The sequence below is a fragment of the Corynebacterium sp. MSK204 genome, from assembly GCF_030229885.1.
Lineage (GTDB): Bacteria > Actinomycetota > Actinomycetes > Mycobacteriales > Mycobacteriaceae > Corynebacterium.
Window position 1 is genome coordinate 1 of the sequence record NZ_JASPGQ010000007.1, and the last position, 20,229, is coordinate 20,229.

At 57.2% G+C, this 20,229-nt stretch carries 21 protein-coding genes and 1 tRNA gene; 10 read left to right on the top strand and 12 right to left on the bottom strand.

All coding sequences use genetic code 11. The annotated features are described in order from the left end of the window. The first annotated feature begins 196 nt into the window (after positions 1-196). Positions 197-394: an antitoxin gene (locus QP908_RS05705; protein ID WP_023022261.1), complete on the top strand. Its 198-nt coding sequence runs from the start codon at positions 197-199 to the stop codon at positions 392-394. A 127-nt stretch (positions 395-521) separates the two neighbouring features. On the opposite strand, the gene QP908_RS05710 is transcribed toward QP908_RS05705, so the two are convergent. The 4 genes from QP908_RS05710 to QP908_RS05725 all read right to left on the bottom strand — a co-directional run bounded on the left by QP908_RS05710 (position 522) and on the right by QP908_RS05725 (position 4,033). Next, a complete protein-coding gene (locus QP908_RS05710; protein ID WP_284771851.1) occupies positions 522-1,139 on the bottom strand; it encodes a response regulator transcription factor in 618 nt (205 codons plus the stop codon). Beyond that, positions 1,132-2,268, bottom strand: a complete 1,137-nt coding sequence (locus QP908_RS05715) for a sensor histidine kinase (protein ID WP_284771926.1) — start codon at positions 2,266-2,268, stop codon at positions 1,132-1,134. The genes QP908_RS05710 and QP908_RS05715 overlap by 8 nt, the downstream gene beginning before the upstream one ends. Continuing rightward, complete coding sequence (locus tag QP908_RS05720; protein WP_284771927.1) at positions 2,268-3,023, bottom strand: ABC transporter permease; 756 nt, start codon at positions 3,021-3,023, stop codon at positions 2,268-2,270. The genes QP908_RS05715 and QP908_RS05720 overlap by 1 nt, the downstream gene beginning before the upstream one ends. 83 nt (positions 3,024-3,106) lie before the next feature. Continuing rightward, positions 3,107-4,033 (bottom strand): ABC transporter ATP-binding protein, encoded by a 927-nt coding sequence (locus tag QP908_RS05725; protein ID WP_035108509.1) that lies wholly within the window; start codon positions 4,031-4,033, stop codon positions 3,107-3,109. Positions 4,034-4,129: 96 nt separating this feature from the next. Between QP908_RS05725 and QP908_RS05730 the strand changes: the two genes are divergently transcribed. Further along, positions 4,130-4,699, top strand: a complete 570-nt coding sequence (locus QP908_RS05730) for a cadmium resistance transporter (protein WP_284771852.1) — start codon at positions 4,130-4,132, stop codon at positions 4,697-4,699. A gap of 59 nt (positions 4,700-4,758) precedes the next feature. Here QP908_RS05730 and QP908_RS05735 read toward each other — a convergent pair. From QP908_RS05735 to QP908_RS05745, 3 genes are all read right to left on the bottom strand, one after another. After that, positions 4,759-4,832, bottom strand: a tRNA-Pro gene (locus tag QP908_RS05735). Positions 4,833-4,908: 76 nt separating this feature from the next. After that, positions 4,909-5,307: a YchJ family protein gene (locus QP908_RS05740; RefSeq protein WP_284770696.1), complete on the bottom strand. Its 399-nt coding sequence runs from the start codon at positions 5,305-5,307 to the stop codon at positions 4,909-4,911. Then, on the bottom strand, positions 5,307-6,467 hold the full coding sequence (locus tag QP908_RS05745) for a bifunctional alpha/beta hydrolase/OsmC family protein (RefSeq protein WP_284771853.1): 1,161 nt from the start codon (positions 6,465-6,467) through the stop codon (positions 5,307-5,309). Before QP908_RS05745 ends, QP908_RS05740 begins: the two co-directional genes overlap by 1 nt. 87 nt (positions 6,468-6,554) lie before the next feature. On the opposite strand from QP908_RS05745, the gene secA2 reads away from it, so the two are divergent. From secA2 to QP908_RS05770, 5 genes are all read left to right on the top strand, one after another. Beyond that, complete coding sequence (gene secA2, locus QP908_RS05750; RefSeq protein ID WP_284771854.1) at positions 6,555-8,846, top strand: accessory Sec system translocase SecA2; 2,292 nt, start codon at positions 6,555-6,557, stop codon at positions 8,844-8,846. A gap of 85 nt (positions 8,847-8,931) precedes the next feature. Further along, positions 8,932-9,366, top strand: coding sequence for an oxoglutarate dehydrogenase inhibitor Odhl (gene odhI / locus QP908_RS05755; protein ID WP_023022279.1), 435 nt, complete (start codon positions 8,932-8,934; stop codon positions 9,364-9,366). Positions 9,367-9,466: 100 nt separating this feature from the next. Next, positions 9,467-10,213 carry a transcriptional regulator FtsR gene (ftsR, locus tag QP908_RS05760; protein ID WP_034659152.1) on the top strand — a complete coding sequence of 249 codons (747 nt, stop codon included), beginning with the start codon at positions 9,467-9,469 and terminating at the stop codon, positions 10,211-10,213. A 38-nt stretch (positions 10,214-10,251) separates the two neighbouring features. Then, entirely contained in the window at positions 10,252-10,845 is a 594-nt protein-coding gene (locus tag QP908_RS05765; protein ID WP_284771855.1) for a bifunctional nuclease family protein, read from the top strand. 146 nt (positions 10,846-10,991) lie between these two features. Continuing rightward, a complete protein-coding gene (locus QP908_RS05770) occupies positions 10,992-11,555 on the top strand; it encodes a MerR family transcriptional regulator (protein WP_005282882.1) in 564 nt (187 codons plus the stop codon). A 63-nt stretch (positions 11,556-11,618) separates the two neighbouring features. Here the strand turns inward: QP908_RS05770 and QP908_RS05775 are convergent, their stop codons facing one another. The 3 genes from QP908_RS05775 to QP908_RS05785 form a co-directional block, all read right to left on the bottom strand. Further along, a complete protein-coding gene (locus tag QP908_RS05775) occupies positions 11,619-12,419 on the bottom strand; it encodes a vWA domain-containing protein (RefSeq protein ID WP_284771856.1) in 801 nt (266 codons plus the stop codon). Positions 12,420-12,467: 48 nt separating this feature from the next. Beyond that, positions 12,468-13,280, bottom strand: coding sequence for a 3-methyladenine DNA glycosylase (locus tag QP908_RS05780; protein WP_410756183.1), 813 nt, complete (start codon positions 13,278-13,280; stop codon positions 12,468-12,470). 67 nt (positions 13,281-13,347) lie between these two features. Further along, entirely contained in the window at positions 13,348-14,655 is a 1,308-nt protein-coding gene (locus tag QP908_RS05785) for a DEAD/DEAH box helicase (RefSeq protein WP_284771858.1), read from the bottom strand. A gap of 225 nt (positions 14,656-14,880) precedes the next feature. On the opposite strand from QP908_RS05785, the gene QP908_RS05790 reads away from it, so the two are divergent. Continuing rightward, positions 14,881-16,410, top strand: a complete 1,530-nt coding sequence (locus QP908_RS05790) for an SLC13 family permease (protein ID WP_023022292.1) — start codon at positions 14,881-14,883, stop codon at positions 16,408-16,410. 63 nt (positions 16,411-16,473) lie between these two features. Here the strand turns inward: QP908_RS05790 and gnd are convergent, their stop codons facing one another. Next, complete coding sequence (gnd, locus tag QP908_RS05795) at positions 16,474-17,925, bottom strand: NADP-dependent phosphogluconate dehydrogenase (RefSeq protein WP_284771859.1); 1,452 nt, start codon at positions 17,923-17,925, stop codon at positions 16,474-16,476. A gap of 59 nt (positions 17,926-17,984) precedes the next feature. Here gnd and QP908_RS05800 point away from each other — a divergent pair, with 59 nt between their 5' ends. Then, the gene (locus QP908_RS05800; protein WP_284771860.1) at positions 17,985-18,440 is read left to right on the top strand and encodes a PaaI family thioesterase; all 456 of its coding nucleotides are present in this window, start codon (positions 17,985-17,987) and stop codon (positions 18,438-18,440) included. On the opposite strand, the gene corA is transcribed toward QP908_RS05800, so the two are convergent. Further along, entirely contained in the window at positions 18,437-19,510 is a 1,074-nt protein-coding gene (gene corA / locus QP908_RS05805; RefSeq protein WP_005279244.1) for a magnesium/cobalt transporter CorA, read from the bottom strand. The two genes, QP908_RS05800 and corA, sit on opposite strands and share 4 nt — an antisense overlap. A gap of 116 nt (positions 19,511-19,626) precedes the next feature. On the opposite strand from corA, the gene QP908_RS05810 reads away from it, so the two are divergent. Beyond that, complete coding sequence (locus tag QP908_RS05810) at positions 19,627-20,229, top strand: class I SAM-dependent methyltransferase (RefSeq protein WP_023017516.1); 603 nt, start codon at positions 19,627-19,629, stop codon at positions 20,227-20,229.

Sequence of the window (20,229 nt, forward strand, 5' to 3'; positions counted from 1 at the left end):
TGGCATGGTGGAAAGGTACCTCACTTCCCAGCGAGATGCTGGTTTCAAGGTGTCCACCATCTGGGGGTCAGGTCCACGCTATCACTTTAGAACTTCTGACAACCTTTGGTGGCGAAGTCTCGGCAGCGTCGTTATCGTGGGCAGTGTTGCCGCGCACGGCAATGGTTAGATGAAGTAAACAACGAAAGGATTAGCAATGGGTATCTTTGACAAGGCAAAGGAAGCACTGAACTCCGAAAAGGGCCAGGAAGTTACCAACGAAGGTTTGGACAAGGCCGAGGACTTTGCCAAGGACAAGCTGGGCGAAGACAAGGCAGACCAGGTAGACAAGGCCCGCGACGTCATTGATGACAAGCTCGGCACCAATAACGACGGTGACGACGAGAACAAGTAGTTCTCGCCCTAATTTCTAATTAAATAACGCTTAAGCCCGGTTCCAGACAGGAGCGGGGCTTAAGCTTATGTCTATGGCCGATTTTTCTGGAAACGCGGTTCAATTGGGCTGGAGAAAAATGTGTTCTTTAAATCCAGCCCTGAGTTTGGGCTTTCGTCGCAGCCTCGTAGCGGTTGTTCGCAGCGGTTTTTGTCATGATACTTGACACGATGTTGCGCACACTGCCTGGACTAAGATGCACTTTGCGCGCCAGTTCTGAGGAAGTCACCCCAGATAATAAAAGCCGCGCGATTTCTCGTTCCCGGGGTGTGAGCGGGTTGTCCGGGGTAAAAAGACTCTCTCGTGCCAGGGCAGGATCGATAACCCGGAGCCCAGCCTTCACCCGGCGAATTGCCTCCGCCAGTTGTTCTGGGGGAGTGTCTTTGACTATGAACCCAGCGATGTTGGCATCTATAGCACGTTTTACATAGCCGCCGCGGCCAAAAGTAGTAACGATGAGGCATTTGCATGGACTGTCGGAGAGCTCTTCAGCTACGTCTAGACCACTTTTTCCAGGCATTTCAATATCGAGTAGAGCTACCTCCACGTTGTGCTTGGCAACGAGCCCCGCAACCTCGTTGCCAGTCGCGCATTGAGCAACTACGTCAATATCTGGTTCGGTAGCTAGGAGAGCGACAAGGGCGCCGCGAACCAATGATTGATCCTCTGCGATAAGGATACGGATGGGTGGAGATGTCTCAGCCATCGGAACCAATTTCACTGTCCAAGGGTAGTAATTCGGTATCACCGTTCATAGTAATCAGCGCTATGGTGCGGTTGTCCTTCCTCATAATAATTAACTTCCCGCCGCTGTCCTCTATTCGCTTGTACAGCCCGAGTAGCCCGCCACTTTGGTACTGCTTTTCCGGATCGAAGCCGCAACCATCATCTACGACTTGGAGCTTATTTTGGGTTATGCTAACCCAGCAGTGCTGTGCTCCTGAGTGGCGAATAACGTTAGTAGTGAGCTCACGTAATGCCCAGGAAAAGGCGGCGTCATAAAGTCCTACGGCTTGGACGTTGGCAGGAAGATGCGCTTGAATCCCTGTAGTATCGAATGCTCGTCGTGCTGCCTGAACTTCTCCTTCGAAGGTCGGCATGCGCATCCGGGTAACTGTGGAGCGGACTTCTGCCAAACTCTTACGGGAAAGGTCACTTATTTCTTGAAGCTCGTTTCGAGCTCGAGTCGGATCTACGTCTACTAGCCGCTGTGCCAACTCAGATTTTAAATTGATGACGGTAAGCGAGTGACCGAGCAAATCGTGAACGTCGGTGGCAATGTCTTCACGTTGGCGAGCCAGATCGAGTTGATGCTCTAAATCCGTGCGCGAGTCTTCTCTTTGAGACATTGTGCCTAGCAACACCAGCAAAATTGGCCAGCCGAATATCACAATGAATGTCCCTAAGAGGTCCTGCGAATCGACGCTCCACAAGGCACCTGTGACTACGAGTCCGGTAAGAAGTACCCATAATAATGCCCGGCGCAGTGGTAATTGAAAACCGAGGAATGCAGCTAGATAGGGCACAAATGTGGTGGCATAAACTCCAAAGAAGGGTATGGAGATAAGTGCTATGAGCGCTAAGGCAGACCACCGAGCAGCCAAGCGATAACGTAAGTTCCAGCCCCGCGGGTAGTAAGTCACCGAACCAAAGCTGAAGAAATATAGGGCGCTGAAAGCGATAACACAGGCAGTGGATCCTAGGCGCTGCGTAGCGTCCACACCAGGCTGAACGAAATTGAGAATTAAGCTGAAGAGCAGAAATATAAGCCAAACGCTGGCAAACACCGCATTATTTGTAGCGAATCCTTTGAAAGGCGAGTGGAATGAATCCATTACATTCGTGATTTGTCGCGGTGGAGCAGCGCTGTGCAGGCTCCGACGAAAATTGCGGTCCATACGGCGAAGTTTAGTCCCGCGCTCCACAAGGAATGATTAACCGTGCCATCGGCATCATTGAGCAGTTGCATCCCTTCTGCCAATGGCCATTGAGCCAACACGACAGGGCCAAAAAGGGGTGTAAAGCGGCCCAACGCCATAAGTGAGGAAGATAGGGGGATAAAGACATTGGCGGCGAACAGCAGGAGGACAATAGAGGAAGAAGCAATGGCCACGGAGTTATCCGTCGGTAAAGCAAGTGCCCATATCATTCCATATAAGCCAAAGGGAATAGAGACAACAGCGCACGCAAGAAAGGACAGAACCCATTGGTGGGGCTCCATGTCAGCCTTAGTTAATGCACCAGTGAGAAACACTGCTGCAATGGGGAGCAGAGCTTGCAATGCTATGGAGGTGATATTCGCCCAGAGGATCTGGTGAGGGCGCAGCGGAGTAAGCGCTAGTTGGCGTCTCCAACCGGATCGAGCATCAGTGACTGAAGAAGCAGCGGCTCCCACCGCACCGGCGACACCGCCGTACAGGGCCATGCTGATCATTTGGAGAGCTGCAAAGTTACCGTTGTGAATAGGAAGGCTGCCAAAGTCCATTAGTGTGCCGAAAAGTAAATAGAAAAATACCGGCAAAATGGTGGTGAAAAATAGCGGGGCGAGGTTGCGGCGCAGCCGGAGAAAATTGTACCCAGCAAAACGCATTGTGTTACTCAACGCAGGCGCGGTGGAACTATTAGACATGGTTGGAATCTTTCGTTTGGGGGGCTGGCGGGAGGAGAATTGGATTAGTTGTGCTCATCGGTGAGAGCGAGGAAAGTATTTTCCAGACTATGAGCGCTAATGGTGAGGTCATAGGCGCCTGTGTGGTTAAGAAGATGACGGGCCAGTGAATCCGAATCTGAGGTAGTCATTTGAATGTGATCTCCAGTGCGGGTGACTTCGGTAACGCCTGGTAGCGCACTCATTGGAGGGATACTGCCGTCAAATTGGGCCGTAATTCTTCGGACCTCGCCGCGGCTACGTATGTCAATTACCTTGTCATCGGCCACAACTTCCCCTTTGTGCAAAAGCACTATCCTTTCAGCAAAATTGTCCGCTTCTTCGAGATAGTGTGTCGCGAAGAAGATGGTCCGCCCGAGCTCAGCCTGGTGCTGCATGGACGCCCAAAAGTCCCGGCGAGCGCCTGGATCCATACCGGCAGTCGGCTCGTCAAGGATGAGTATCTGTGGGTCACCCAGGAGCGCAAGCGCGAAACGAAGACGTTGTTGCTCGCCGCCGGAGCACTTGCCCACTCGTCGAGACAATATCGGTTCTAAGTTGGTGTGATGTGCGACCTCGCCAATGTCTAGGGGCTGGGCAAAGGTAGCGGAAATCATCTTTAAGGTATCGCTTACGGTGAGCTCGGGGAGAAGACCTCCGGATTGGAGCACCGCTGCTAGCTGTGTGTTGTTGATCGCTTCCTGGGGGCTTTTGCCTTGGACTGTAATAGCGCCGGAAGAAGGTTCGGTAAGGCCCAAGATAAGGTCAATGAGTGTGGACTTTCCAGCGCCGTTGGAACCTAACAACGCTACGATTTCTCCGGTGGCGATGGAGACTGATACGTCATTCAGTGCTCGCACTGAATGCGAGGAGTTCGCTGCGAAGACTTTTTCTACGTCGCGTACCTCAATCGCTGTTGAGGAACCTGAGTTAGGGATACGTGTAGTTTTCATGTCTTGCACTTAACTACGTTTGCGCTTTTAATAACAGGGGTCGTGTCACGAAGTTTCCATGACAATTGTCATCGGTGGATACGTTAAGCTGATTAGGTGATTACTACTCTCGCATCCGCAATCGTCTTATTCATCGTCACCAATATCGACGATATCGTTGTTCTCTCGCTATTCTTTGCCCGTGGCGCGGGCAGGAAGGGCACGACCAAAGCCATCCTTTTGGGCCAGTACCTGGGATTTTTGGGAATCCTCGCGGTCTCTGTAGCACTCGGTCTGGGACTTAGCGCCATTCTTCCGGAAGACTGGATACGCTTTTTCGGGCTTATTCCCTTAGCCATTGGTATCTGGGCAGCCTGGGAGGCTTTTCGCGGGGAAGACGACGATGACGTTTCTGGAAAGAAGCTCAGTATCGCTGCGGTAGCCGGGGTCACCTTTGCCAATGGCGGCGATAATATCGGTGTGTACTTGCCGGTATTTACCACGTCTTCGCCCGCAGATATCGCGGTGTACTGCGTCGTATTCCTCGTCTTGGTCGCAGGCCTTGTAGCGGCGGCGAAATTTGTGGCCACACGGCCAGCCGTAGCAGAAGCACTAGAGAAGTGGGAGAGCGTTTTATTCCCCACGGTGCTTATACTGCTTGGTCTCGCCATCCTATTTGCGGTGTAGGCGAGGCACACAGAAAATCCCACGGCCGTGAAGTAAATCCATAGCCGTGGGATAATTTGTCGGGCTAACAGGATTTGAACCTGCGACCCCTACACCCCCAGTGTAGTGCGCTACCAAACTGCGCCATAGCCCGGCGTCGCATTATTTGTTGCGACTGCCCTAGATTACATCAGGATAATTCCACAGTGAAATCAAGGCCATGACCTGCATCAAAGCTCGCCGGTGGAATAGACCCATGCGCCATTCAGGCGCCGGAAAGACGATCGCTCCCGCTGGGAGCCCACTGCCTCGCCCTTGTAGAAGGCCTCAAATTCCACGATGCCTTCATCGTCTACAAGACCACCGCCTTCGGTATCGAGGATATCGAGGCGGTAGAACCGGATGGGGGAGTCAGCCAAGTCCAATGAGCTCGGCCGAGTCACCGGATCCCAGGTGCGCAGGAGGTAGTCCTCATCGCCGCTGACGAAGGCGCTAAAGCGTGACCGCATCAAGGCCTCGGCTGTGGGAGCTTTGGCACCGGCATGGTACTTGCCGCAGCATTCGCCAAAGCTCAGCCCGCTCGTGCAGGGGCAGCGGCGGGAATCGGCGATGGGATTGAGGGCCACCATTAGTTGGAGTCCACGATATCGGTGATGGTGGCGCCGGCGGCCATGCGCTCGACATCGGTATCACGCGCGGCTGCGCGCAGTGCATCGATATCGGAATCGCTCAAGGAGCCTTTTAGTTCGATGCGGCGCTCGAAGGAGGTGGTACCGGTCTGGGTGATGGTCACGTGGACATCGTCAAGCGCAAGCTTCTTGCCGGCCTCCTTGATGGCCTGGGTGGAGGCAGCTGCCAAGGCCGACATGAGCAGGCCGGTTGCGGTAAAGCCCTTGCCCTTGCCGCCTTCCTTTTTGGTGCGGTCCGCGGTCACGGAGTGATCATTGTGGCGCACCACGACGCCGAACTTGGTGCCGGTAGCGGGACGGGCAACGGCGGCGTCGGTGCCCACTTCCTCGGGCTCATAGTCGGGAACAATAAATTGCTGGGACCAGGCACCGATCAGATCAGCGGCGCGGGCTGCGGTTCCCTGCTTGGTGAGCAGGTGATCGGCCTTATCCAGCGAAACGAGGGATTTGGGGTAGCGGGTCATGCGGAAAATATTTTGCGCATTGTCGATGCCCACCGTTTGGTCGATGGGAGAATGCAGGGACAAGAGTGGCTTGCGCAACCGCGGCAGGTATTCCTCTGGGTTGGTTTCTGCCAAATCCTCTAGGAATTTACGCGAAATGGTCAGCGCCCTGCCGCCTAGGACGACCTCGACCTCGCCATTAGCGTCTACCTCGCCGATCTTATCCGCGTAGTGCAGCACGGAGTGCGCCGGATCGAAGGGGGCGCCGATGGTGGCAACGGCCCGAATCTTTTTCATTGCCGTGGCGGCCTTGAGCACCGCCGCACCGCCCAGGGAGTGGCCAATGAGCATCTGCGGTGCGGAATAATGTTCTTCTAGCCAGTCCGCTGCGGCGCGGATATCGTCGACATTCTGGTTAAACGTAGTGTCCGCAAACTCGCCTTCTGATTGCCCCAAACCGGGGAAATCAAAGCGCAGCGTGGCGATGCCGAATTCCGTTAATTGCTTCGAGGTGCGGGCCGCGCCAGGGGTATGGCGCGAGCCGGCAAAGCAATGCGCGAAGACGGCGAAGGCGAGAGGGGGAGCATCAGGAAAGTCGATGGTTCCTGCCATCTCGGTTCCTCGGCTGGACGGCAGCTTAACATTGACGGATTGCATGGCACCTACAATAACGGCCCCATAAGTTCCAAGCCAGATGAGGTTGACTAGAGTCGTAGGCAGCCAGCCCCTAAAGGAGGAATTGTCGTGGGAGCATTCGATTGGTTCTGGAAAGCGATGGGTTCGCAAAGCGAGCGAAACGATAAGAAATCCAAGGCCATCGTGGATGAAGCTCGCTCCGCCGCGGAGAAACTCGCACAGAGCGACGATGCTGCCGTAGCTCAAGCCGCCCGCGATGCGGTGCGCGGCGGCGAGGTCGCTGACAAGGCGCAATTCCTCGGCGCCTTGGCCGTCGCGTGCGAACGCACCCTGGGCTTACACCCGTTTACCGTGCAATCACAGGCGGTACTGCGCCTGCTTACCGGCGATGTCATTCAAATGGCCACCGGTGAGGGCAAAACGCTCGTTGGCGCGATGGCAGCAACGGGTTTCGCGCTGACCGGAAAGCGGGTCCACGTCGTGACGGTCAATGACTATCTGGCCAGCCGCGATGCCGAATGGATGCGGCCTGTCGTGGAATTTTTTGGGCTGCAGGTAGCCTCCGTCACGGAGGGCATGAGCGCGGATGAGCGCCGCGCAGCCTATGCGCAGAATATTATTTATTCCCCGGTCAATGAATTGGGATTTGACCTATTGCGCGATAACCAGATCACCGAACGCGCACAGACGGTGCAGGCGCCTGGCGATGTCGCCTTGGTGGACGAGGCCGATTCCGTCCTAGTGGATGAGGCCCTCGTGCCCCTGATTCTGGCAGGAAATCGCCCCGGTGAAGCTCCCACGGGGCAAATTACCAATGTGGTCTCCCGCCTCCGAGAGAACCACGAGTACGTCATCTCAGATGACGGGCGCACGGTGCAGCTTACCGATGTCGGCGCAGCCCGCGTAGAGCGAGAGCTCGGCATCGATTCCCTTTATTCCGAGGACAATATCGGCACCGTCCTCGTCAAGGTCAACTTGGCGCTGCACGCAAAGGCGCTGTTGATACGCGATATTCACTACATCGTGGTGGACGGCAAGCTGCAGCTTATCGATGCCTCCCGTGGTCGCGTCGCCGATCTGCAACGCTGGCCCGACGGGCTGCAGGCAGCGGTAGAGGCCAAAGAGGGCCTGGAAGTCTCTGAGGGCGGGCGCATCCTCGATACGATTACCCTGCAAGAACTCATGCGACGGTACCCGCTGGTCTGTGGAATGACGGGTACTGCGGTAGAGGCCACCGACCAGCTGCGGCAATTTTATGACCTGCACGTTTCCGTTATCGATCGGAATAAGCCACTGCAGCGCTTCGATGAACAAGATCGCATTTTTGCCACCATAGGGGAGAAGTCAGCGGCCATCGTCGAAGAAATTGCCCACCTGCACGAAGCCGGTCAACCAGTGCTTGTGGGAACCCAAGACGTTGCGGAATCAGAAAATTTGGCGGAGGCCTTGCGCGATCGCGATATCGAAGTCAACGTGCTCAACGCCAAAAATAACCGCGAAGAGGCACAGATTGTCGCCGAAGCCGGCGATATTGGGCGGGTAACCGTCTCCACACAAATGGCCGGCCGCGGTACCGACATCAAGCTCGGTGGTGCCGATGAGGCCGACCACGATGAGGTGGCCGAACGCGGCGGCCTTGCCGTGATCGGAACCTCTCGGCACCGCACCGCGCGGCTCGATAACCAGCTGCGCGGGCGTGCAGGGCGCCAAGGGGACCCAGGCTTGGCGCTATTTTTCGTCTCCCTGGAAGATGATGTGGTGCAACAAGGCGGAGCTGGGGAAAAGGTCAGCGCGCAACCTGGCCCTAGCGGGCTCATCGAATCCAAACGAGTGCAGGACTTTGTCGCCCATTGTCAGCGGGTAACAGAGGGCCAATTGCTAGAAATTCACGCGCAAACCTGGAAGTATAACCAGCTCTTGGCGGACCAGCGCATCATCATCGATAAGCGCCGTGCAGCGCTATTGGATACAGACCAAGCGTGGCAGGAACTTGCCGAGCGCGCCCCAGAGCGGGCGAGCGAGCTTGCGGATATCCCGGAGGCGGCGCGCACCCAGGCAGCGCGCGAAATCATGCTGTATCACCTGGACATGGGCTGGGCCGATCACCTCGAGCTGCTCGATGATGTGCGCGAATCCATTCACCTGCGCGCCATCGCGCGCGAGACCCCAATTGACGAATATCACCGCATCGCGGTGCGCGAATTTAAGGACTTGGCGCAGCGGGCGGTAGATCAGGCCGTAGAGACCTTCAGGCAGGTGCCTATTGACGCCGAGGGGGCACACCTAGCAGACTCTGGGTTGAACCGTCCAAGCGCAACGTGGACCTATATGGTCTCTGATAACCCCCTTGCGGGGCAGGGAAATTCCGTGTTGAGCGGCATCGGAAACATTTTCCGGTGAAATAATTGCCCACTGAGAGATCAAAGACTCGGTAGAGTCGCTATTATTGGTATAAGTAACTCAAAACTAATCCCCGGAGGTAACAATGAGCGAGAACACCGGAACCCCGGAACCACAGGTGGAGACCACCTCTGTATTCCGCGCTGACCTGCTCAAGGAAATGGAAAATGGCACCAAGGGAACCGAGACCTCTGCGGTAGGTACGGAAAACTTGGAGGACGGCCAGGCGTTGCTTGTAGTCAAGCGCGGCTCCAATGCCGGTGCCCGCTTCCTGCTGGATCAGGACACCACCACGGCAGGGCGCCACCCAGAGGCAGATATCTTCCTGGATGATGTCACCGTCTCCCGCCGCCACGCTGAATTCCGCAAGAATGATGACGGCCAATTCGAGGTAGTAGACGTGGGATCCCTGAACGGCACCTACGTCAACCGCGAGCCGCGTAACTCGCAGGTGCTCGAGGTGGGAGATGAGATTCAGATCGGTAAATTCCGCCTCGTCTTCATCACCAAGCAGGACTAAAACCGCAGCAGACAAGCCGTTTTGCCGTACTTGGTTAAAGCGGTTTAGTCTCCTTTTTATATCCAACGACTACTGAGACACTTTTAAAGAGATAGACACAGTGAGCGCAGCAGAATCCGCGGCGGCATCAGCTCGCCGCAAAAGCCCGAACACGAAGAAGGCTAAGACCATGTCCATTGGCGTGGTCTTAGAAACGCTGAATCAGCAGTTCCCTGATGTCACTGTGTCTAAAATCCGCTTCCTCGAGTCAGAGGGGCTAATTTCTCCCCAGCGCACTGCCTCCGGCTACCGCCGGTTCACGCAGGAAGACGTGGATAGGTTGCGCTATATCTTGACCACCCAGCGGGATAATTACACCCCGCTTAAGGTTATCCGCGAGCAGCTGGAAGCGATGGATTCTGGCCAGGTCACCGCCATTGTTTCTGCTGGCAATGCGGAGACCTTGCTGTCCCCGCAACAGTTCAAAGCACCCGCGGTAACGCGCTTGACCGATGCCGAGGTAGCAGAGCAAGCCGGAGCATCCGAGGCGGATATTGCCACCTTTATCAAGGACAAGCTCATTAAGCCGGATGCCGCGGGATTTTTCAATACCGACGACGTGGCCATTGCTTCTGCCGCGGTAGCGTTGCAGGCCTTCGGCTTTAGCGCTAGCCAGCTGAAGTCCCTGCGCAATAGCGCACGCCGCCAAGCAGATTTGATTTCGCAGGTTGCGGCCCCCGTAGCGCACTCGAATTCCGATACCGCTCACCAGCAGGCAGAAGAACTGTCCCAGCAGATGACGGCGCTAGTGGTTTCTTTGCATGCCACCTTGGTAAAGACGGATTTGCGCCACGAATTTAACGGCTAACTCACCATGGCTGCCTCCCATGTGGGAGAGTGGTAGCTATGAGTGATGTAACCCTTGAATTTCACGGCATTCACCAGCTTGGGCCAGAAGATGATGTCTGCGCACTGCTGCGTTGGCCCGAAGACAATCGCCTCATTCCCGTCTGGCTTTCGGCCGTAGACGGAATCCAATTGGCTACCGTTTTTGCTGACCAGCGCCCGAACCGCCCCACGACCCACGATCTTCTGTGCGAGGTCTTGGAGGCTGCAGGTGGCGTCGAGGCCATCGAGATTGTCAACCACCATCAAGGCACCTTCATGGTGGATATTCAGACCGCGCAAGGTGAAGTTTTTGATGCGCGTGTAAGCGATGCCTTGGCGGTAGCCGAGTACTTTAAGGTGCCCATCGTTGCCGAATCTGCGCTCTTGGCGCAGGTATCCGTCTTCGCCAGCGAGGAGGACATCAAGGAATACTTCGACCTCGAGCTTCCTACCCCCACACAGGACTGGGAAGACAGCGATGCCTCCTCCGCCGAGGAAAGCACCTCTGCATCCGGAAACGCGCAGGCCGATGCCGATTTCGAAGAGATGATGCGCAGCCTTGGCATGGATGAATCCGATTTCCACACGGGGGAAGAAGACGAAAAAAATTAATGACACGCGTGTGACTAATGGTGACAATGTGGTTTTTAAAGTCTAAAGTTGTACTCGAAGGTTAAGCAAGCACCGCTTGACGGGGGTGTGCGCTTGGCATTTAATTGATCTTTAGAGCTTCCAACAAACCCCATTGGAGTAATTACGTGAGCATCACCGAGGACACTCAGTCCGAGTCCCAGTACGTCCAAGAATCCCTCTTTGATGTGGGACCGGACGAAGAAGTGGGGTACCGCGTGCCCATCGCCTGCCAGGTTGCTGGCATCACCTATCGCCAGTTGGACTACTGGGCACGCACCAACTTGGTCAACCCCTCCATTCGCACCGCCCGCGGCTCGGGTTCACAGCGCCTTTATTCTTTCAAGGACGTCTTGGTCCTCAAGATTGTCAAGCGCCTGCTCGACACCGGCATTTCCCTGCAGAATATCCGTTTGGCCGTGGAATCGTTGCATGACCGCGGCGTTAACGATTTGGCTGAGCTCACCCTCGTCTCTGATGGCACTACCGTGTACGAGTGCCGCTCCAATGATGAGGTCATTGACCTTCTCGCCGGCGGGCAGGGTGTCTTCGGCATCGCAGTGCCGGGAATCTTGAAGGAACTGTCCGGCACGATTACGTCCTTCCCCGCAGAGCGCATCGAGGAATTGCCCGATGACAACGTGGTTGGCTTGGATGAGCTCGCCGCTCGCCGCAACCGCAAGAGTTCCTAAGTCCTCTTAATAAGTTCTCCCTCCAGACCCCAGCTCACGGGGGTGGAGGGAGAACTTTTTTGTTTAAACCCCAGCGGCCTTATCCATCGCGGCGTTGAGGTCCTCCTGCGTACCCGCATCGACGCTAGTGAAGTTGTCAGCGGCGTTCTTTAGCTGTTCATCGATAGCCCCTGGGCCCACGTGGACGACGGATAGCTCTACGTTGTCTGACTTCGCGCCGTCAAGAGCGGCGGCAAACTGGGCATCGTCCATATCGAGCTCGGTGCCCGTTGTCACGAGGAGCACCCGTGCCTTCCGGTTGGTACCGGCGGCCTGATCCGCAGCGGTGTTCAGCGCGGCAATTGTGGCGCTGCGCGATTGCGGCACCCCACCGGTGCCGAATGCCGCGAGCGTATCCGGAACCGCAGCGCCATTGCCGAATCCGAGGTTATCGCGGTAACCCACCGACGCGGCCTCCGAAATGGGGGACGAATAGTTCCACAAGGCTACCTGGCTATTGTTGTCACTCAATTTTTCCGCGGTGCCAGATAGCGCCTGTTGCGTTGCATCAAACATCGCGGTCATATTCGCAGAAGTATCAACGAGCAGGAGAGTATTGGGGGCCATCTCCACGGTGGAAGAGGAAGCCGAGCCCGAAGCCTCTTCGCCGTCGTCCGGCGTACTCGGAGCGGAGGAGGAGACTCCTGGGCTGCTTTCCACAGGGGATTGGGACGCGGTTTCTGCGGCCGTAGGCTCTCCAGAGTCATCCCCAGCGCGCAACAGGAAAATCAACGGTGCGATGACGGCAAGGATTGCGATGATGATAACCGCGATAACCCAGCCAGCTAGTGCGAATCTGTTTTCCCCGTTTGAGTGCCGTGCCATGTAGTGCCTTTCTCCAAAACTCCCGAGCCAGCGCATGATGCGTTTAATCTAGTGTAACTGGCAATAAGCCCTTTCCATTACTGCGACAAGCCGCTCGCGCAGCGGTTGCGCTCGCTGCGCGAGGCCCCGTTGACGGTTGACATACGTCGCCTTGCCCTCTGGTGTTTCAATAGGAACTACCCCAAGGCCCCAATTACGGCAATCGTACGGGGAGGCCTCCATGTCAAGGATGCGGGCATCGATAGCCAGATCCAGGCAATCGAGGAAGAGATCACCTGGGACCAGGGGGCCGAGCTTCCACGCCCATTTATAAAGGTCCATGGTCACGTGCACGCAGCCTGCTTGGTCATTGGCAGGTTGATCCTCACGGTGGAGCACCGTCAGATTGAGCGGGCGCGCCGGCAGAGTAAAGAAACGGAACGCATCATAATGCGAGCACTTTAGGGAATGAGTATCAACGACGCGGTTGGTTCCTTCTGCGCCTAAGCGCAGCGGGAGATCATGGCGTGGGGAATCGGTGTGGTAAACCATCGCCCATTCATGCAGACCAAAGCAATCAAAGTGCACCGGGTTGGTGGCAGAGCGCCGCAGCAGATCCAAGATATAGTCAATCGAACTTCCGCGCCGTTGCATATAGGATTCCACGTCCACGGTGATGCCGTCCGCAGTCTCGTGGTAATCGCGCCAGCTAGCCTGCGGCGCGTTACCCTTGAGCGCCGTGTCGATGCCCGGGTGCCAGCGCTTTAGGTGCGATGGGCGGACAGGGTAGTACTCAAAGAGGAAATCAAATACGGGATGATAGCTGCCCGGATGGCGAAACCTCTCCAGGCGGTCCGCCGCCCTACGCTCGTGCTCATTCATGCGGGTTGTCCAGTCAGCGGTAGATAAAACCTGCACGCGCGAATCCTCCTTTCTATTGTGCTAGCGCTTAGCGACGCCGCCCCTTACCCCTCCTGGCTCCACCAACCTGCCGCTTTTGTTGGCGTGGGGGTTGATTCTTTTGTTGCTGGCTCGCGCCGTTAGACCCGTCTTGGCCCGGCGGTGGAAGGGCCGGGCCGTGCGGCTTGCGGGCACCGGTGACCGTGCGCAGCTCAGGAGCACCGGCCGGATTTTCGCGGTGGGAAATATCGTGTTCGGTAGCGCTCACACCGGCCTTCTTGATGAGGGTAGCTACCTCTGAGCGCTGTTCATCGGTGACCAAGGTAACCACCGTGCCTGTTGCACCGCCGCGCGCAGTACGCCCTGCGCGGTGGAGGTAGGCCTTGTGTTCTGCAGGCGGATCCACGTGGACGACGAGTGAAACGTCTGCAATATCGATGCCGCGCGCCGCGATATCGGTGGCAACCAGGACTGGAATGGAGCCATCGGCAAAGCCAGAAATGGCGCGGGTGCGCGCGCCCTGGCCCTTATCCCCGTGCAGTGGATAAGCGTTAATGCCGGCACGCCGAAGCTTTTTCACCTGCCTATCCACGCCGTGCTTGGTACGCATGAACATGATGGTCTTGCCTGCGCGCGCGGCGATGCGCATAACCACCTCGTTGCGAGCGGGGCGATCACCCACGAAAAACAGGTGGTGCGACATCGAATCCACCGCTGCGGCAACTGGAGCAGTGGAGTGGATCACGGGATCGTGCAGGAATTGCTCGACCAGCTTATTAACATCCCCATCGAGGGTCGCAGAAAAAAGCAGCCGCTGACCGGTGGGTGGGGTGTAGTTTAAAAGCTTGCGCACCTGGGGAAGAAACCCCATATCGGCCATCTGGTCTGCCTCATCCAAGGTAGTGATCTGTACCTTGTCAAAGGACAACTTGCCTTGTGCGATGAGATCCTGAGCGCGACCAGGTGTGGCGACTAAGAGGTCCACTGGACGCGCCAGAGAGCGGATGTGGTGGTTGATATTGACGCCGCCGACCACCGCGAGAACGCGCAGCCCTAATGCGGCGGCGGGTTCATCGAGGCGTTGCTGGATCTGCGTCGCTAACTCGCGGGTGGGGGCGAGCACGACCGCGCGGGGCTGGCCCGGGGTAGAGGCGCCCGAGCCAGCCAATCGGGCCAATGTAGGAAGCCCAAAGGTAAAAGTCTTACCGGAACCGGTAGGCCCGCGGCCAAGTACGTCCTTGCCTGCGAGTACATCGGGGATGGCTGCGGCTTGGATGGGAAAAGCTTCCGTGATTCCTTGGTCGTGCAAAACGTGAACCACGCGCTGAGGTAAGCCGAGTTCGGCAAAAGTAGTCATCGTTGGGCAATTCTAACTGGTGGACGCGCAAAATCCCGCATCGCCCGACGCACGATTGGTGGGCTAAGCTACAAGTGAGAAATCCCATAGCAAAAATAAGCCCCTGCTTTAGGTATTTCACTGGTTATTACCTAACGTGGAAGGTGGTGCTGGGAAGCACGCAAATCTTTTTCTCCACTCACCGGCCCCTTCCAAGGCCACACCGAACTGTTAAGGAGTCGTCACATGGCTCAAGCACAAGCATCCGCAGCCAGTACTTCTTCCCACTCCTCACCGCAGGAATCAACAGAGCCCACGAAGAAGGAGAGGTTTCACCTTGATGCCGTGTGGTTCGCGCTGGCCTTCGTGGCTCTAGCGGTCGTCTTACTTATCCCGATTCCAGGACTCGACTGGCCCGCCAAAGTGGCTCTGGGCATGCTGGCCTTCGCGGTGATCATGTGGGTGACCGAGGCCGTGAGCTATCCGGTAAGCGCCCTGCTCATCGTTGGCCTTATTTCCCTGCTTTTGGGGCTCGGGCCGGATCCAGAATCCGATGGCATCTACGGCACCTCCAACGCTCTCAAGGTCGCGATGGCAGGATTTTCCTCCTCCGCGGTAGCACTCGTGGCCGCAGCGCTGATTCTGGCCGGGGCGATGCAAGCTACGGGCCTGCACAAGCGGATTGCCCTGTACGTGCTGAAGGTCGCGGGGGAGAAGACCTCCCACATCGTTATCGGCGCCATTGCGATTGCCATCATCTTGGCCTTCTTCGTTCCTTCTGCCACCGCGCGTGCGGGCGCCGTAGTACCCATCTTGCTCGGTATGGTAGCCGCCTTCGGCCTGTCCTATGAGTCGAAGCTGGGTGCTCTACTCGTCATTACCGCAGCGCAGGCCGTATCGATCTGGAACGTGGGCATTAAGACCGCCGCCGCACAAAACCTCGTGGCGGTGGGGTTTATCGAGGATCAAATGGGGCAGTCGGTCTCTTGGGGCCAATGGTTCATTTGGGCCGCACCGTGGTCCATCCTGATGTCCATTGCGCTGTACTTCATCATGCGCGCCGTCATCAAACCGGAAACGGAGCGCATTGAGGGAGGAAAAGAGCTCATCGCCAAGCAGCTTGAAGACCTCGGGCCCACCTCGCCGGAAGAGAAAAGGCTCATTGGGTTTTCCCTGCTCCTGCTCTTCTTCTGGGCCACCGAAGGGCTGCTGCACCCGATTAGCTCGGCCGTCATTACCGCTGTGGCCGTTGCCCTGATGCTGTTACCGAAGATCGGCGTGTTTACCTGGCCAGAGGCCCAAAAATCAGTGAGCTGGGGTACCCTCATCGTCTTTGCCATCGGCATTTCGCTCGGCTCATTCCTGTTGGATACGGGCGCTGCCACGTGGCTATCAGAAAAGACCTTCGGGCTGATGGGGCTGGATTCGCTGCCGATTCTGGCAACGATTGCGCTGGTATCGCTGTTTAATATCCTCATCCACTTGGGCTTTGCCTCTGCTACGTCGCTTGCCTCCGCGCTCATCCCGGTCTTTATTGCTTTGGCCTCCACGCTGGATGTGCCTAACGGCGGCATCGGCTTCGTGGTCATTCAGCAGTTCGTCATCTGCTTCGGATTCTTGCTTCCCGTCTCGGCGCCGCAGAATATGCTGGCCTATGGCACCGGTGCCTTTAGCACCAAACAATTCCTTCGCTCTGGTATCCCGCTGACCATCGTCGGATACCTGCTCATCCTCCTGCTCTCTGCCACCTACTGGTCGTGGCTCGGCTTGGTCTAAGGCCAGGTACTAAAAGGGGGAGGGCCTGCACCGAGCAGGTCCTCCCTCTATGTGTACGGCAGTTTAGTCTGTTTGCGTCAGGCTACGGTCACCGGACCACTCGACGTGGAAGGAGCCGGGCTTATCGGTGCGCTTGAAGGTGTGCGCGCCAAAGAAGTCGCGCTGGCCCTGGATAAGGGCGGCTGGCAGGCGGGTGGCGCGCAGGCTGTCGTAGTACGACAGCGAAGACGCGAATACCGGGGCGGGCAGGCCCATCTGGGTTGCCGCGACGACGACGCGGCGCCACGGTTCGATGAGGTCTTCCAGCTCGCCCTTGAAGTAGGGATCCAGGATGAGGGCGGGAAGCTCTGGATTGGTATCAAATGCCTCGCGGATGCGATCCAAGAACTTAGCGCGGATGATGCAGCCGCCGCGCCAGATGGTGGCCAAGTCGCGCGGATCGACATCCCAACCGAATTCAGCAGAACCAGCCTTGATCTCATCGAAGCCCTGGGAGTAGGCGATGAGCTTGGCGGCATACAACGCACGGCGAACGTCTTCGATGAACGCATCCTTGTCGATGTCGAAGTCCGCGTTCGTGCCTGCTGGAAGCTGACCCTCCTGCGCGGCGGCGCGCTGCTGGCTAGAAGAAGACAGTGCACGGGCAAAGACGGACTCGGCGATCCCGGTAATTGGAACGCCCAATTCCAAGCCATTGATGGCGGTCCAGCGGCCGGTACCTTTCTGGCCGGCGGCGTCCAAGATGACATCGACAAGCGGGGCGCCCGTATCCGGATCCTTCTGGGCCAGTACCTCGGCGGTGATCTCAATGAGGTAAGAGTCCAGGTCGCCGGAGTTCCATTCCTTGAAAATCTCAGCAATCTCGGCAGGCTCCATGCCAGCGCCGTAGCGCAACAGCTGGTAGGCCTCGCCGATAACCTGCATATCGGCGTACTCGATGCCGTTGTGGACCATTTTAACGAAGTGGCCAGCGCCATCCGGTCCAATATGGGTCACGCACGGGGTACCGTCCACCTCCGCGGCGATGGACTCCAGGATGGGGCCCAAGGTCTCCCAGGACTCGGCCGGACCACCGGGCATGATGGACGGGCCGTTCAAGGCGCCTTCCTCGCCGCCGGAAATGCCCGCGCCCACGAAGTGCTTGCCGCGCTCGGCCACTTCCTTTTCGCGACGAATGGTATCCGTAAACAGCGCATTGCCGCCATCGATGATGATATCGCCGTCATCCATGGCATCGGCAAGCTGGTCAATGACCGCATCGGTGGCCTTGCCCGCCTGCACCATGATGATGGCCTTGCGGGGCCGCTCCAAGGAAGCCACGAAATCCGCGATGGACTCGGAAGGAATAAAGTTTCCTTCATCACCGTGGGCCTCAATGAGGGCGTGGGTCTTTTCCGGGCTGCGATTATAGACGGCGACGGTATTGCCATTGCGGGCAAAGTTGCGGGCTAGGTTGGAGCCCATTACCGCTAGACCGACAACACCAATGTGCGCGAGTTCGTTCTTTTCAGTCATGGTGCCTATCCTACGTCACCGCCTCACTTTCGCCGCCCTGGCGGCTAAGCTTGAAGGCTATGTCAGATACCCAGATACTCAATGACTTACTTCACACCGCGCACACGCGCCTGCTCAACGAGGAGGAACTGGAGAAACTAAATTCGGTCAACGGCGGGCTTGCCGAGTTCATCGGGCTCACCTTCGACCGCGTTGGCCCGACCGAGGCCCGCGCGCACCTCACCGTGACCCCTCAGCACCACCAACCCTGGGGCGTGGCGAACGGCGGGCTATATTGCACCATCGCGGAAACGGTAGCCTCCCTTGCCAGCGTCGCGGCTGCCGATGCCCCAGCGATGGGGGTCAATAACTCCACGGACTTCATCAAGGCGACGGGTAAAGGCGAGCTAGAAGCGGTGGCCACCCCCATTCAATTGGGCTCGCGGACCCACGTGTGGAGCGTAGAAATGCGCCAAGGAGACACCCTGGTTGCACGCACCACGCTGCGCACCATGATTATGGATAAGCGCAGCTAGAGCCAGTGGTTCTTCCGGAACCACGCCCACAAACCGCCCACGACAGCGACCATGATGATTATTGCCATGGGATAGCCAAAGGCCCAGTGCAGTTCCGGCATGATATCGAAGTTCATGCCATAAATACCGGCGACTAGGGTCGGCGCGGCCCACATGCCGACGACCGCGGAGATGGTGCGCATATCGGAGTTTTGCTGCATGGTGACCTTGGCCACCGAGGCATCAATAAGCGAGGTCAGGCGTTCATCGAAGCTGGCCACCAAGTCATTGACCACGAGCTCGTGGTCATAGACATCGCGCAGATAGGACCGGATCTGCTTAGAGATGAGATCCTTGTGATCCGAGACCATCGCCTTGAGCGCCGCAGAAAGCGGATAAATGGCGTGCTTCATCTCCAAGACTTCGCGCTTGAACATGTAAATGCGGTCGACATCGAATTTGAGGTTCGGGGTAAAGATTTCCTCTTCGAGTTCATCGACTTCATCGCTAATAAGGCGCGCCACCTCGGAGTAGCGGTCCACCATCATGTCCAGGATCTTCCAGGCCATGGCGACGGGGCCGAGCTCCACCAAGTCCTGTTCGTCTTCAACCGTGTAGGCCAAGTTGGGCAGCTTTGCACCGTGGCGGACGGTGATGATGAAGTTCGAGCCCATGATCATCTGGATTTCGCCCGTGGAAATGATCTGGCGCTTATCTTTTACTTCATCGTGGTCGCGGTAATTCACCGAGCGCGCCACCACAAAGAGTTGGTCATCGTAGCGCTCCAGCTTCGGGCGCTGGTGGGCCATAACGGCGTCTTCCACGATGAGCTCGTGTATGCCAAATTGCGAAGCGATCTTCGTCATCTGGGATTCATAGGGCTCATGCAGGCCCACCCAGACAAACCCGCGGCCATATTCCGCCACGGTTTCCAAGGCGGAGTGTGCGGAATACTCGCCGGGCAGGGCCTCGCCATCGACAAAGACGCGGCAGTGTTCAATGGCGCGCTCCGCGGGAACCGGCGGGAAGGAGGGCTGACTAGGAGGCGTGGATTTCTTTCGGCCCCTAAAGGGCGTGGGTACGGACGGCATCGTTTCAGCCTCCTTTGCACGATAGTGCGGATAGTAACGCAATCAAGTAGTAAAACGCGCCACGTTTTACGCAGCGGGTAAAGCTTACACCGACGGTGGGTAATATAATCGAATCTATGCCTACGTGGAAAGAAGTTACCGAAGCCAATCCCGCTCACTCCCATAATTTCGCCCGCAAATGGAAGATGCTTGAGGCGCAGGGCAAAGACATTCATGGGGAGGCCCGGCTTGTCGATGCCATGGTGGAACGCAATTCCACCATCCTCGACGCCGGCTGTGGAACCGGCCGCGTCGGCGGGGAGTTGCTGCGCCGCGGACACAGCGTGGTGGGCATCGACGTGGACCCTATTCTGATCGAACACGCCGAACATGACTTCCCGGACGGCGAATGGTTCGTCGGGGATCTGTGCACGGAAGAGGTTCCTGAAGGGCCCTTTGACCTCGCTGTGTCTGCGGGAAACGTCATGGGATTTTTGGCCGTGGACGGCCGCGAGGAAGCCCTGCGGAATATTTTTAACTCGCTGACCCCCGGCGGACGCTTCGTCACCGGCTTTGGGGAAGGCCGCGGCTGGGACTTCCAGGACTTCCTCGATATGGCGCAGAAGGTGGGTTACCGCGTTGACTTCACATTCTCTTCTTGGGACATGAAGCTATTCTCGGAGCATTCCACCTTCTTGGTCGCCGTGCTTTCCAGGCCTGGCGCAGACCTATTGGCATAA

Excerpts from the sequence above, each read along its gene's own strand:
- QP908_RS05810 (WP_023017516.1), top strand. The coding sequence starts at position 19,627 with ATGCCTACGTGGAAAGAAGTTACCGAAGCCAATCCCGCTCACTCCCAT.
- QP908_RS05725 (WP_035108509.1), bottom strand. The coding sequence starts at position 4,033 with ATGAAAACTACACGTATCCCTAACTCAGGTTCCTCAACAGCGATTGAG.
- QP908_RS05720 (WP_284771927.1), bottom strand. The coding sequence starts at position 3,023 with ATGCGTTTTGCTGGGTACAATTTTCTCCGGCTGCGCCGCAACCTCGCC.
- corA (WP_005279244.1), bottom strand. The coding sequence starts at position 19,510 with ATGCCGTCCGTACCCACGCCCTTTAGGGGCCGAAAGAAATCCACGCCT.
- QP908_RS05780 (WP_410756183.1), bottom strand. The coding sequence starts at position 13,280 with ATGAATGAGCACGAGCGTAGGGCGGCGGACCGCCTGGAGAGGTTTCGC.
- odhI (WP_023022279.1), top strand. The coding sequence starts at position 8,932 with ATGAGCGAGAACACCGGAACCCCGGAACCACAGGTGGAGACCACCTCT.
- QP908_RS05775 (WP_284771856.1), bottom strand. The coding sequence starts at position 12,419 with ATGGCACGGCACTCAAACGGGGAAAACAGATTCGCACTAGCTGGCTGG.
- gnd (WP_284771859.1), bottom strand. The coding sequence starts at position 17,925 with ATGACTGAAAAGAACGAACTCGCGCACATTGGTGTTGTCGGTCTAGCG.
- QP908_RS05710 (WP_284771851.1), bottom strand. The coding sequence starts at position 1,139 with ATGGCTGAGACATCTCCACCCATCCGTATCCTTATCGCAGAGGATCAA.
- QP908_RS05715 (WP_284771926.1), bottom strand. The coding sequence starts at position 2,268 with ATGGATTCATTCCACTCGCCTTTCAAAGGATTCGCTACAAATAATGCG.
- QP908_RS05740 (WP_284770696.1), bottom strand. The coding sequence starts at position 5,307 with ATGGTGGCCCTCAATCCCATCGCCGATTCCCGCCGCTGCCCCTGCACG.
- QP908_RS05800 (WP_284771860.1), top strand. The coding sequence starts at position 17,985 with ATGTCAGATACCCAGATACTCAATGACTTACTTCACACCGCGCACACG.
- QP908_RS05765 (WP_284771855.1), top strand. The coding sequence starts at position 10,252 with ATGAGTGATGTAACCCTTGAATTTCACGGCATTCACCAGCTTGGGCCA.
- QP908_RS05745 (WP_284771853.1), bottom strand. The coding sequence starts at position 6,467 with ATGCAATCCGTCAATGTTAAGCTGCCGTCCAGCCGAGGAACCGAGATG.
- QP908_RS05705 (WP_023022261.1), top strand. The coding sequence starts at position 197 with ATGGGTATCTTTGACAAGGCAAAGGAAGCACTGAACTCCGAAAAGGGC.
- QP908_RS05785 (WP_284771858.1), bottom strand. The coding sequence starts at position 14,655 with ATGACTACTTTTGCCGAACTCGGCTTACCTCAGCGCGTGGTTCACGTT.
- QP908_RS05790 (WP_023022292.1), top strand. The coding sequence starts at position 14,881 with ATGGCTCAAGCACAAGCATCCGCAGCCAGTACTTCTTCCCACTCCTCA.